Source organism: Enterococcus sp. 3H8_DIV0648 (assembly GCF_002140655.1).
In the GTDB taxonomy this organism is placed as follows: domain Bacteria; phylum Bacillota; class Bacilli; order Lactobacillales; family Enterococcaceae; genus Enterococcus_A; species Enterococcus_A hulanensis.
The window spans coordinates 820,672-833,142 of the sequence record NZ_NGLG01000002.1 but is presented as its reverse complement, the minus strand read 5'-3'; the positions used below and the strand labels follow the sequence as shown (position 1 = coordinate 833,142).

Annotated in this window: 9 protein-coding genes; 7 read left to right on the top strand and 2 right to left on the bottom strand. The window is 42.3% G+C overall.

Annotated features, from left to right (window positions below; genetic code table 11):
• The first annotated feature begins 242 nt into the window (after nucleotides 1–242).
• From ptcA to A5875_RS20135, 5 genes are all read left to right on the top strand, one after another.
• Entirely contained in the window at nucleotides 243–1,262 is a 1,020-nt protein-coding gene (gene ptcA, locus A5875_RS20155; protein WP_088935351.1) for a putrescine carbamoyltransferase, read from the top strand.
• A gap of 122 nt (nucleotides 1,263–1,384) precedes the next feature.
• Complete coding sequence (locus tag A5875_RS20150) at nucleotides 1,385–2,809, top strand: APC family permease (RefSeq protein WP_088935350.1); 1,425 nt, start codon at nucleotides 1,385–1,387, stop codon at nucleotides 2,807–2,809.
• On the top strand, nucleotides 2,763–3,860 hold the full coding sequence (gene aguA / locus A5875_RS20145) for an agmatine deiminase (RefSeq protein WP_088935349.1): 1,098 nt from the start codon (nucleotides 2,763–2,765) through the stop codon (nucleotides 3,858–3,860). The genes A5875_RS20150 and aguA overlap by 47 nt, the downstream gene beginning before the upstream one ends.
• A 9-nt stretch (nucleotides 3,861–3,869) precedes the next feature.
• The gene (gene arcC / locus A5875_RS20140) at nucleotides 3,870–4,799 is read left to right on the top strand and encodes a carbamate kinase (RefSeq protein WP_088935348.1); all 930 of its coding nucleotides are present in this window, start codon (nucleotides 3,870–3,872) and stop codon (nucleotides 4,797–4,799) included.
• A 99-nt stretch (nucleotides 4,800–4,898) separates the two neighbouring features.
• On the top strand, nucleotides 4,899–5,564 hold the full coding sequence (locus tag A5875_RS20135) for a CPBP family intramembrane glutamic endopeptidase (protein ID WP_088935347.1): 666 nt from the start codon (nucleotides 4,899–4,901) through the stop codon (nucleotides 5,562–5,564).
• A 90-nt stretch (nucleotides 5,565–5,654) separates the two neighbouring features.
• Here the strand turns inward: A5875_RS20135 and A5875_RS20130 are convergent, their stop codons facing one another.
• Entirely contained in the window at nucleotides 5,655–6,086 is a 432-nt protein-coding gene (locus A5875_RS20130) for a hypothetical protein (RefSeq protein ID WP_088935346.1), read from the bottom strand.
• A gap of 57 nt (nucleotides 6,087–6,143) precedes the next feature.
• Nucleotides 6,144–8,717: a transglycosylase domain-containing protein gene (locus A5875_RS20125; RefSeq protein ID WP_088935345.1), complete on the bottom strand. Its 2,574-nt coding sequence runs from the start codon at nucleotides 8,715–8,717 to the stop codon at nucleotides 6,144–6,146.
• Nucleotides 8,718–8,899: 182 nt separating this feature from the next.
• Here A5875_RS20125 and A5875_RS20120 point away from each other — a divergent pair, with 182 nt between their 5' ends.
• Together A5875_RS20120 and A5875_RS20115 are read left to right on the top strand one after the other, a co-directional pair.
• Nucleotides 8,900–9,850: a hypothetical protein gene (locus A5875_RS20120; RefSeq protein WP_088935344.1), complete on the top strand. Its 951-nt coding sequence runs from the start codon at nucleotides 8,900–8,902 to the stop codon at nucleotides 9,848–9,850.
• 497 nt (nucleotides 9,851–10,347) lie between these two features.
• Nucleotides 10,348–12,267 carry a fibronectin type III domain-containing protein gene (locus tag A5875_RS20115; RefSeq protein WP_088935343.1) on the top strand — a complete coding sequence of 640 codons (1,920 nt, stop codon included), beginning with the start codon at nucleotides 10,348–10,350 and terminating at the stop codon, nucleotides 12,265–12,267.
• Nucleotides 12,268–12,471: the final 204 nt, after the last annotated feature.

The window sequence follows — 12,471 nt, the reverse complement described above, 5'->3', positions numbered from 1 at the left end:
CCTCATTTCTTCACTTAAGTATAACATCATTTATTCCCTAATCGTTCTAAAATACGCTAAACTTTCTTCTAAACTTTTCTAAACCCTTGAAAAATAAAAGGTTTACATCTAAAAATAAACCAGCTAAAACTCGTTTGATTCCACAAATGTTAGCGTTTACATCCTTTAGCTTATCGTAAACTTAGCCTTTTTCGCCTAAAGTGAAGATGCAAAAGCAAACAAATTACTTAGGAGGCGTCAACATGGCAAAAAGAGATTTCATTACAACAGAAAATTACACGAGAGAGGAGATTCAGTACATCGTTGATTTATCATTGAAAATCAAAGCTTCTATTAAAAACGGTTTTTATCCGCCATTATTAAAAGATAAAGTTTTAGGGATGATCTTCCAGCAGTCTTCTACTAGAACACGGGTTTCATTTGAAACAGCGATGACGCAATTAGGCGGACACGCAGAATACTTGGCACCAGGTCAAATTCAATTAGGCGGACATGAAACAATTGAAGATACGAGCCGTGTCCTTTCTCGTTTAGTTGATATTTTGATGGCTCGTGTAGAACGTCATCACAGTGTGTATGATTTAGCCAACAACGCAACGATCCCAGTAATCAACGGGATGTCTGATTTTAACCATCCAACCCAAGAATTAGGCGACCTTTGTACTATGATCGAACATTTACCTGAAGGCAAGAAAATCGAAGACTGCAAAGTTTCCTTCATTGGTGATGCGACTCAAGTTTGTTTCTCACTAGGTTTAGTTGCAACAAAAATGGGAATGGAATTTGTTCAGTTCGGTCCTAAAGGCTTCCAATTAAATGAAGATCATCGTGCAAGATTAGATGCGATCTGTAAAGAATCTGGCGGTTCATACACAGTTTCTGATGAGATCGAAGTGATCGAAGGTTCTGATTATGTTTATACCGACGTTTGGTACGGCTTATATGAAGCAGAATTATCAGAAGAAGAACGCATGAGTACGTTCTATCCTAAATACCAAGTAAATGACGAATTAATGGCTCGTGCCGGCAAAGATGCGAAATTCATGCACTGTCTGCCTGCGACTCGCGGTGAAGAAGTAACAGATGAAGTAATGGACGGACCAAACTCAATCTGTTTCGATGAAGCGGAAAACCGTTTGACTTCAATTCGCGGCTTGTTAGTTTACTTGATGCATGATTACGCAGACAAGAACCCAATTGATGAAAAGAAAAAAGCAGCAGCAAAGGCAGATTTAGAAGTCTTCTTAGGCAAGGCACTATAGACCCCAGAGGTGAGGACGGAAATGATCTGCGGCTTTAATCAACCTTCATCAAGATTATTTCCATTCGGGGATTGAGGAAATCCTCAATCCCTGTTTCCCTTGTACCGGAAAGGAAGAAAACAATGGGAGAAGAAAAGAAGAAAAAGTTTAGTTTGATGAGCGCAATATTATCCGTTATCTGTGTCGTGTTCGTGGCAGAGGCAGCGGCGCCGGTTGCGGCGATCGGAAATTCGCAATTTTTTTGGTGGATCTTCTTATTAATAGCATTTTTATTACCATATGGATTAATGTCATCGGAATTAGGAACGACCTATATTGGCGATGGCGGGATCTATGACTGGGTGACTCAAGCCTTCGGACATCGTTGGGGCTCACGGGTATCTTGGTATTATTGGATCAATTATCCATTATGGCTCGCTTCATTAGCAGTTGTAACTCCGGATCTATTGACGACGATTACAGGGATTGAGTTCCCAACGGTCGCAGCAATCGTGATCGAATTGGTCTTCATTTGGGCCATTGTTTGGATCAGCTTCTATCCAGTCGCTGACAGTGTCTGGATCTTGAATGGGGCCGCTGTGATCAAGATGCTGTTGGCTATTTTGATCGGGGCATTAGGACTTTATACGTTTGCGACAAAAGGCGCGGCGAATGAGTTTACCTTATCTTCGATGCTGCCAAGCTTTAATTTAAATAGTTTATCCTTTATCTCAGTAATTATTTTCAACCTGCTAGGTTTTGAAGTTATTTGTACCTTTGCAGATGATATGGAAAATCCGAAAAAACAAATTCCACAAGCAATTATTGTCGGCGGGCTAGTGATCGCGGCGATCTACATTTTCTCAGCCTTTGGTATCGGGGTAGCGATCCCGACTGATCAAATCAGTACCGGCAGCGGCTTGATGGACAGCTTCAAGCTATTGACAGGCTCGACTGGCGGCTGGTTCATTATCGCGATGGCGTTCCTGTTCTTACTAACGCTGTTTGGCAATATGATTTCTTGGTCATTAGGTGTTAACAACACGGCTTGTTACGCAGCGGAAAACGGTGATATGCCGAAAATCTTCGCGAAACGCGGCGGCAAAGACGAAATGCCGATTGGCGCGGCGATCATGAATGGCGTTGTGGCATCGATCGTAGTTGTTATCGCACCGATTTTACCGAATCAGGATCTGTTCTGGGCCTTCTTCTCATTGAACCTAGTTATGTTCTTGATGTCATATGTACCAGTATTCCCAGCTTTTTACAGATTACGCAAAATCGATCCAGATACACCGCGGCCATTTAGAGTTGGCGGCAGTGATACATTCTTGAAAGTTTTGGTTGCGCTGCCAATGATTATGATCATCATTTCATTGATCTTCACAGCTCTGCCGCTACAATTTGATCCAGCAAGTTTAAGTGAACAACTACCGATCACGATCGGAGCTGTCGTCTTCACACTATTTGGTGAAGCGATTATATGGGTGAAAAAAATCAAAAAAGAAGGAGTAATTTATCATGGCGAAGAGAATCGAAAAGACAACACCGAAACAAGACGGGTTTAGAATGCCCGGCGAGTACGAACCACAAGAGAAGGTATGGATGATTTGGCCTGAACGTCCAGATAACTGGCGCGATGGCGGAAAACCAGCACAAGAAGCATTCACTGAAGTGGCAAAAGCTATCAGCAAGTTCACACCAATGAATGTCGTGGTTTCACAGCAGCAGTTCCAAAACTGTCGTCGTCAATTACCTGAGGATATCACGGTCTACGAAATGTCCAACAATGATGCCTGGATTCGCGACTGCGGACCAAGCTTTGTGATTAATGATAAAGGTGAATTGCGTGGGAACGACTGGGGCTTTAACGCTTGGGGCGGTCTTGTTGACGGATTGTATTTCCCATGGGATCAAGATGATTTAGTCGCACAAAAAATCTGTGAAATCGAACATGTCGATTCTTATCGGACAGACGATTTCATTTTAGAAGGCGGTTCGTTCCATGTTGATGGCGAAGGAACGGTTTTAGTTACGGAAATGTGTCTATTAAGTGAAGGGCGCAACCCTCATATGACTAAAGAAGAGATCGAACAAAAATTATGCGACTACTTAAACTGTGAAAAAGTTCTGTGGTTAGGCGATGGGATCGATCCGGAAGAAACAAATGGTCACGTAGATGACGTTGCCTGCTTCGTTCGTCCAGGTGAAGTGGCATGTATCTACACCGAAGATGAAAACAGTCCATTCTACGAAGCAGCACAAGATGCATACAAACGTCTAAGCGAAATGACGGATGCGAAAGGCCGCAAATTAAAAGTTCATAAAATCTGCTGCCCAATCGAAAATGTTACGATCGACGGCAACTTCAAGATCGACTATGTTGAAGGAACAATGCCGCGTGAAGACGGCGATATCTGTATCGCTTCTTACATGAACTTCTTGATCACCAACAACGGCGTAATCGTACCGCAATATGGCGACAAGAATGATGCCTTAGCGTTAGAACAATTAGAAATGATCTTCCCAGATAAAGAAGTTGTGGGTGTAAATACTGTTGAAATCGTATACGGTGGCGGAAATATTCACTGTATCACACAACAACAGCCACAAAGATAGGAGACCCTCATGTCAAAAATCGTTATCGCATTGGGCGGAAACGCGTTAGGCAATTCTGCCAATGAACAATTAACTAAAGCTGAATTAGCAGCAAAATCAATCGCTGATTTGATTACGGCCGGACACCATGTTGTGATCGCTCACGGCAATGGACCGCAAGTCGGGAAAATTCGTTTGGCCTTTGAAGAAACGAGTCAAACAGCAGAAGATATGATGCCATTTCCAGAGTGTACCGCGATGAGCCAAGGCTACATTGGCTATCATCTGCAGCAAGCCATCGATGAAGAATTAGTTTCACGGGGAATGGAGGACATTCCAGTGGTGTCGATGTTGACGCAGGTCGTGGTTGATCCTGCTGATCCGGCGTTTGAAAATCCTACCAAACCGATCGGCGGGTATTACAGCGAAGAAGAAGCGAAAAAACTGATGGATGAAAGCGACGATGTTTACGTAGAAGATGCAGGTCGTGGGTGGCGTCGTGTCGTACCTTCACCAAAACCTGTCGATATCTACGAAAAGATCAGTTTGAAAACCTTAGTCGACGCGGGGCAAGTCGTGATCGCCTGTGGAGGAGGAGGCATTCCAGTTATTTATGAAGGCACCCGCTATAAAGGGGTGGATGCGGTAATCGATAAAGACTTTGCGGCAGCTAAAATGGCGGCATTGATCGATGCAGATGTCTTTATTATCTTAACTGCTGTGGATCATGTCTTTGTAAACTTTGGAAAACCAGATCAGAAAGCCTTAGAGACAACCACTGTTGCGGATATGGAAAAATATATCGAAGAAAAACAATTCGCACCCGGCAGCATGCTGCCGAAAGTCGAAGCCGCAATCGACTTCGCCGAATCAAAAGCCGGCCGACAAGCCATTATCGCCTCTCTTGAACAAGCTTCAGAAGCTGTTAAAGGCAATAGCGGCACTACGGTTCAAATGTAAAACGAAAATCCCGATTACTTGGAAAACTCTCCAAGTAATCGGGCCTTTTTTTGCTGTTTATGGGAGTATAATAAAAAGAAAAGGGAAGTGGAAGGAGCTATGAAGAATCAAACTGTCGAAAAACTATGGAATATCATGATTTGTTTAGGCTTAGCTGGTTTGGTCGTCCTTTTTTCTATGCTATATGGCATGTTTTTGATAACCGCACAAGAAGGTAGCGGTCATGGGTATTCAGGGATTGAAATTGGTGCGCTTTGTTTTTTCTGTTTGTTTACTTCATTTTTTATGCTGCGGCTTTCCAAAGGGTTGAAACTTTTTTCTTTTGATTTGAGTTTTTTGACAAAGAAGAACCTCAAAATCATTTTTATCGGCACAGTCTTGGCTCTAGGTATCTTAATTGCAGAAACCATACTAATAAATCAAAACATACTTATTGAACAAGCGGGAAATCCGCGTACAATGGCAGTCCTCTCGAAAGCTCCTTCTCTGGTTATAGGGTTGTTTACTTTTATTCTTGCTCCAATCATGGAGGAAGTTCTCTTCCGTGGCGGGATCATCGGGCTGGTGTTTGCGGATAAGCAGCTTTTGGGTGTGTTTGTTTCCAGTCTGGTGTATTGCTTGGCATTTCGGCCCGATGGGATTATTTACTGGCTGCTTTCTTTAATGATGAATATCATTTTAGGTCTGGCATATGTACAGACGAAACGGCTAGAGGTGCCGATTATTATTAAGATGCTCACGCTTTTATTGATGTTGCTGTTTTAAAACTTAGTTCTAGATTAAAATAAATCCCAGCCTTTTGAGCTGGGATTTTTAGTATTAAAAAGAAGAAAAATTTAGACTAGTTCTGGTTCATCATTTAATCTCAGTCAAAACCTTTGCAATGTCTCTCTTGATCAAACTCTGCATACTTTCTTTATATTGGCTGAGCTCCAGATTTTCCAGTTTTTTGCGAATGATCGGAGTCATTTCTGGTTTAGCCGCTGTTAAATAAACCAAGTAGGGAATACATTGACGAACAACGGGAGCTTTGGAATCATCCAAGATCGCTAGAATCTCTTCAAGATGAGCATCAATGATCTTTTGCGAATCCCAGCGGGCGTTGAGCATAAAAAATTTAAACGCGCGTCCTCGTCCGCATGAATTCTCTGCGTTAAGGGCCGGCAAAAATTCTTCAAGCTTATCCGCGTAAATAGGTTCGGCAAGACATTCAGCTTCCAATTTTTTAAAAGCTGCCAGAGCCTCTTTAGTATCTTTAGCAGTCATAAGCGTTAACACACTATCCATTAAATCACTCCTTTTCTTCTCATTATAGTAAAACAGTCGCCAGAGCGGCGACTGTTTTTAATCATCTTTTTTCTCTGCTTCTAATTGTTTCTTCAAATCACTGATTTGTTTATCTAAGTCCTTGCTTTGATTTTTCGTATCGGTGATTTGATCTTTGACCGTATTGATTGCGGAATCGCGGGCCGCTTTTTCATGAGCGTACTCGGCTTCTTTGTTGCGGTATACGCTGGTGTATTGCTCTGAGAGCGTACCGCCTGACGGCTCGACTTGTTGGACCAGAGCAAAGACATCTTGTGCAAATTGATCAAAGGTTTGCCAGTTGTCCTGCGTATCGGTCACGATGATCTCAAATTGACTAAGTGTGTTGATTCGTTCAGAGATCAATTGATTGCTGAAGGTCGACGCTTCTTCTACCATCGGTGTGCTGAGTTTGGCTGCCGTTAGTTCATTGGCCTTTTGCTTAGCTAAGGTATCGATATTGGTCGTTGCTGTATCCAAGGCATTTTTCCGTGTTGCCAAAACTTGTTTAGTCTGACTGGAGCGGGTGACTAATTGACCACCAGCTTTTTGTACGGAAGAAGGCATTTGGAAATCAACATCTTCTTTGCCGTCGTTCAATAGATCCATGGTTTGTTTGAAAATTTCTTTAGTTGCTTGACCAACGCTGGCATTATCCTGCGGCTGCGGTGTGTCGTCGCCGGCCCAGACAGCCACGGTATAATATGGTGTGGCACCGACTGTCCATAAATCTTTGGCCTCATCGGTTGTACCAGTTTTGACTGCCCAATATTGGTTATGGGCTAAGGTCAATCCTGCGGCTGTTCCGTCAGTATTCTGGTGGACAGCCTTCATTGTATCAATGGTTAAGTAAGCCGCATCGTCACTATAAACCTTCTGCTGAGCGATCTCACTTTGAGAGAAGATTTCTTGCCCGTTGTCCTTACGCTTGATCGTTTGAATGTTGACCGGTGCGCGGTAATTCCCTTGATTGACCAATGTTGCGATCCCGCTGGCCATTTCTTGGGTAGTCGCTCCATAGGTCATTCCGCCGACAGCGATGATCGGATTGTCATCTTCTACATCCAAGCCGGTGAACTGCATCTGCGATAAACGCTGGTAGACAGGCTCTTTCAACTCGTTGCGATTTTCATCAGCCAATTTATAGGCGACCACATTGGAAGAAACGGCCAAGGCATTGCGCAATGTCAGATTTCCTTTTGAGCCATTGTAAACATTATTAGGATACGTATTATTTGGCCGATCATCTGAGACGGCACTGCTCTCCAGCAGTCCGCGTTCATAAGCCGGCGCATAGGAGACTAACGGTTTAATCGCTGATCCGGGCTGACGGTAGGAAAGAAAGGCCCGATTGTAGTGATTGCCTTCTTCACCGCGGCCGCCGATACTTGCTACCACATCACCGGTATGATTATCGATGACGGTCATCGCCGCTTGTTTGGTGTAAAAATTATTCTCACCGTTGATATCCTGCCACGCATTCATAACGTTGCTGACGATTCCTTGCAGCTGGTCATGAAGGGCGGGATCGATATTGGTACTGATTTGATAACCGCCGGAAAGGATTCGCTGATACACTTTGTTATAAGCGGTTGTATATTCTTCGTTATAGCGATCTTCTTCTTCTTTCGAATCAAATTGATATTGGAAGCGGAAGTCCTGCTGCCCCATCAAAATCTTAGTCGTTGAATCCACCGCTAGGGCGACTTCATTATTGTCCAATTGATTATTCAGCGCGTTGCTGTGGATTTCCGCGGAGATATCATCGGCAACGGCTTTGTCATATTGATCCTTTGTGATATACCCCTGCTGATTCATTTCCTTGAGGATCAGCTTGGCCCGCTTCAAAGCATTTTTCTTATTAGTCGTCGGGTCAAATATTCCCGGATTATTAGTGATCCCAACAAGCGTCGCTTTTTCTAAAAGACTCGTATCGTTGATGGACTTGCCAAAATAAACCTTCGCTGCGGCATTGATCCCGTAAGCGCCATGGCCGAAGTAGACGTTGTTTAAGTAATATTCCAAAATCTGATGCTTGGTAAATTTCTTTTCTAACGATTGGGCCATTACCATCTCTTCGATCTTACGTGAGATTGAAACCTCGGGCGTCAGATAAATATTTTTTACCAATTGCTGCGTGATGGTGGAAGCACCGCGGACCCCGCGACCAGTCGCCGCGTTCAATGCGACCGTAAGCAGCCCTTGCGTATCCACTCCGTGATGGTCGTAAAACCGTTTGTCTTCAATGGAGATCAAGGCTTGAGAAACCAACGGGTCCATCTTGTCGTAGGTGATATAGTCCCGCTCTTGGGTCTTTAACTCCTTAAGGACCTGTCCATTTTTATCCAAGATTGTGGTAGGGTGGTATTGCTTGAAGTCACTTTCTTGGATTTTTGCCGCGTGTTCTTCACCGGCATCGATCGCCGCAGTGACCTCTTTTCCATATTTTTGGAAGAAGAAAATCGTCCCTGCGATCACCACTAAAAGCACCGCTGCCAGAATACTTAGCGAGATCTTTGTGGATCGCGATAATTTACTTTGTGACGATTTTTTTCGTGTTGGTCTTATTCTCTTTTCTTTTTTTTGTTGATGTCGTTCTTTTCTATTTGCCATATCCGCCTATCCTTAAAAAAATCATTTCTTCTAGTGTAATAGAAAATGACGAGAATAACTATCAAATTCATATTTTTACAAGAAAAAATTTAGATTATTTCATAAAAATAGTCGGATTTTCACTAGAAATACTTGACGCTTGCTTAATTTGTCGCCACAATGTAGGGGAGACGAGGTGAACTATGGACACGAAGAAAAAATGGTTGATCTTTTGGGGGATTCTAGCCGCTTTATTTGTCGGAAGCTTTGGTATTGTTTTGAGCGGGAATTTTCCGCAATTTACGATCCCATTCAGCGTTTTTGCCAGCGATGACAAAGAAACGAAGAAAGAAGAACTGCCTAAATTAAACGTATTGGCGTTGAAGGATGTCAATGATCAAACATTATTAGAAGAACAAACAAAAAAAATCGATGCTTTGAACACGGCATTTGCAGACAATAACAGCTTTTCGAGTTCTCAGGCGATGTCTGATGCGATCGAGAAGGTTTATGGACCGGCCAAGGATGGGAAAAATATTTTTGATCTTTATCGTAAAATCTATCCCATGGTAAGTTCAGAGGAGAGCGGCTTTGTCAGTGTGAATCTGGTAGGCTTTGGTCAGCGTTTAGTCGATGATCAGACGATGACGACACAGCGGCAGGTTTGGAGTTTTACGGATACGAGCGGCTCGCGTCATGATTATACGGTCAATCTTCGTTTTAACGACAAAGAGTTGAATGAGTTAACGGCAGAAGACGGCAGTGATGTAAAATCTATCATTACAAAAGACGATACCTATTTGGACAAATCGGCGGACTTTGAAACTGCCTGGACAGAACTGATTCGACGAGGAACGGATACACAGCTTTATCGCCAAATGGAGAAGGCGGGAATGGATAGTAACCAAACGGAATTCAAAGCTTTGGAAAAAAGTATGAATATAACCGATCCAAGCGGCTTTTTCGAACTATTCAAAGATACACGTGGAGATATTACTCATGCGTACTTATCTGGCTTCTACCACACGAATACGCCGACTGATGGACAATCCGACTATTATTTCCGAGTACCGACTTCTGCAAAGGATATCGCAACCTTTGTAGTCGTCTATGACCGTCTGCAGCAAAAGATTGTTTCTATTAATAGACAATAAGTCGAATCTAATATTAAAAATTAAGCAGATCATCATTTATTGATGGTCTTTTTTTTGCGTTTAATGTTCAGTAGCTGACAGAATCGGTTAAAACAGCGAAATCGATTAGTTTATTAAATATATTATAAAATATATGGAATATAGCGAAAATTTTTCGTCATAATCTGAAGAATAATTTTGATTTTTGAGTGATTATAGAATTTTATCACAATAATTGTTATATTTGTGGCAACAGGAAATATCCCTAATAATCACATTTCTTAGAGACGGGGAAACCTAGAGAGAGTAATTCCTGTAATCAAACATGCTTGTTGGTGTGTTTACTTGATGGGGGGTGGTCCATGGAAAGCTGCTTCTGTTTTTGGCCAAAAACAAACTCCGAAAAAAATTAAACGACTACTATCTTCCATATGGAGATAGTAGTTTCAATAGTTAGGGTAGGGTTTATTTGTTGTGCACTTTTTGCACTTGGGTAAAGAGCAGAAAAGGAGAGCGAAATGAAAAAAAAGGGATTAATGAAAAAAATAAAAGGGATCATGTCGTTGGTAACGCTATTGATCATGACTGTCTCCTCGTTGGGGGTACCGGCACAAGTATTTGCCGCAGATGAAGGAAATACTCCTGCAAATCTGACAGTTAAACATAATGATACGCAAAAATGGACAGTCATTCAGTTCGATAAGGTTGAAAATGCGGAAAGCTACAACGTGTATCGGGCAGAAGAACAGGATGGGAAATTTGAACGTATTCAAACATTAAAGAGTGACAAAACATATGCAGTTGATCCTTATACGGAATTAAAGACAAACGGCACGCTTAAGGCTGATTATCTTTACTACTATAAAGTATCAGCTGTGGTCGATGGCAAGGAACAGGAAGCTGCCGGCCCATTAGCCAATCAAGATGTTGCAACAAAAGCTGAGGATGATGAAATCGATGCGGCTGCCGCGGCTCCATCAGCAGCACCTGTTGAAGAAGCTACAAAGGAAACATCCGAAGAAAAAGCTGAAGAAGCGACAACGGATGCTCCTGCAGTTCAAACATTTGGCTCATCAAGACATAAAACCGGGTGTGACGGCAAACACAGTGGTCGTACTTGCAACAACAATGCGGGCAAACACGACAAAGATTGCGATAAAAACCACAGCAGCGGCAGAAAATGTAATTCAAACAATTGGAAACATGGCGACTACTGTGACAAAAAACATAGCGGCAAAAACTGTAACGAAAATAAATGGCAGCACGGCCAATACTGTGACAAAAATCATAGTGGTAAAAACTGTAACGAAAACAAATGGCAACATGGCTCAGATTGTGATGAAGGCCATAGCGGTCACGGCTGTAATCATAATTGGAAGCACGATGAAGACTGTGACAAGAACCACAGCGGCAAACATTGTAACCAAAACAACTACAAAGAAAAATGGGATGCTGTTAAAAATGTTTGCGTGACTGAAGCGCAGCACCACTGGTTAAAACTTAGCTGGGAATCAAAAGGCAACAATGCGGAATACAAGATTTTCCGTGCAAGCAAAAAATGCAACGATTACCACTCTAGCGATTTTAAAGAAATCGCTAAGGTAACCGGCACGACTACTTACAACGATATCAAGTTGGACCATAATACAACTTATTGCTACAAGGTAATGGTGAAGCGTCCTAAAAACACGCCATTATCCGCTGAAACAGTTACTAGCTCAAACATCAGTAAATTTACTGTTTGCGGAACGACCTTGAATCCAAACATTAAAGCGACAGCTGTTTCCGACAAAGCAATCAAAGTTACTTGGACAAATACGAAGAGCGACAATGCGTCGCAGCGCTTCGCAACCAGCTACACGTTATACCGCAGTACAACTAACAACATTAATAATGCGACTGCGATCAATGTGCCTGGCAAACAAGACGGTTCAGAAATGTCTTATACAGATGATTGCTTGAACCAATGCACGACTTACTACTATTGGGTGAAAGCAAATTATGGTCAATGGAGCAACTGGGTCAGCCCGCAATGGGGATCGAGCTGTGCAACAACCTTGAAGAAAAAAGAAATTGGCAGTGGATTGAGAGGGTGTATCAAGAACAGACTTGTTTGTGGCTGTATCCCATCCCGCTATTACGGAGCGCAAATTTTCTTAGGTACTCAAAATCCAAATACGTTGGACTACACGAAAGTACGTGTGTACCGCAGAACATCTGGTTGCGGCTACGGATCAGCGTACAAGACAATTGATGTTCGTTATGCAAAATATATGAATGGCGCTTTTGGAAAAGGCTACTATCTTGATGAATCATTAAGCTATGTCTGCTTATCAAGAGGCTCTTACTCCTTCGCGATTCAAGCGGTTGGTTCTGATTGTGGAAAAGAAGTTACAGGACCAATGATTGAATTAGGCTGCGTTACTGTAAGATGCTAAAGTGATTGATCAATTTAAGTTTGATAGTTAGAAAAAGTTTTTTAAATGAAGAAACCTCATTTTGATTAACTTTTCAATAAAGCAAGATCGTCCAAAAAAAGTGTTAGGAGAGAGCTCTCCTAACACTTTTTTCTTGCGCCTTTGAGAAATTAAAAAGTTTTTTACAAGTAAAATGGGTTTGATACCTAACTAAGAAATTATTTT

What these genes read in the sequence shown, in the direction of transcription:
- ptcA (WP_088935351.1), top strand. Translation starts at nt 243, where the DNA reads ATGGCAAAAAGAGATTTCATTACAACAGAAAATTACACGAGAGAGGAG.
- A5875_RS20125 (WP_088935345.1), bottom strand. Translation starts at nt 8,717, where the DNA reads ATGGCAAATAGAAAAGAACGACATCAACAAAAAAAAGAAAAGAGAATA.
- A5875_RS20130 (WP_088935346.1), bottom strand. Translation starts at nt 6,086, where the DNA reads ATGGATAGTGTGTTAACGCTTATGACTGCTAAAGATACTAAAGAGGCT.
- A5875_RS20150 (WP_088935350.1), top strand. Translation starts at nt 1,385, where the DNA reads ATGGGAGAAGAAAAGAAGAAAAAGTTTAGTTTGATGAGCGCAATATTA.
- A5875_RS20115 (WP_088935343.1), top strand. Translation starts at nt 10,348, where the DNA reads ATGAAAAAAAAGGGATTAATGAAAAAAATAAAAGGGATCATGTCGTTG.
- A5875_RS20120 (WP_088935344.1), top strand. Translation starts at nt 8,900, where the DNA reads ATGGACACGAAGAAAAAATGGTTGATCTTTTGGGGGATTCTAGCCGCT.
- arcC (WP_088935348.1), top strand. Translation starts at nt 3,870, where the DNA reads ATGTCAAAAATCGTTATCGCATTGGGCGGAAACGCGTTAGGCAATTCT.
- aguA (WP_088935349.1), top strand. Translation starts at nt 2,763, where the DNA reads ATGGCGAAGAGAATCGAAAAGACAACACCGAAACAAGACGGGTTTAGA.
- A5875_RS20135 (WP_088935347.1), top strand. Translation starts at nt 4,899, where the DNA reads ATGAAGAATCAAACTGTCGAAAAACTATGGAATATCATGATTTGTTTA.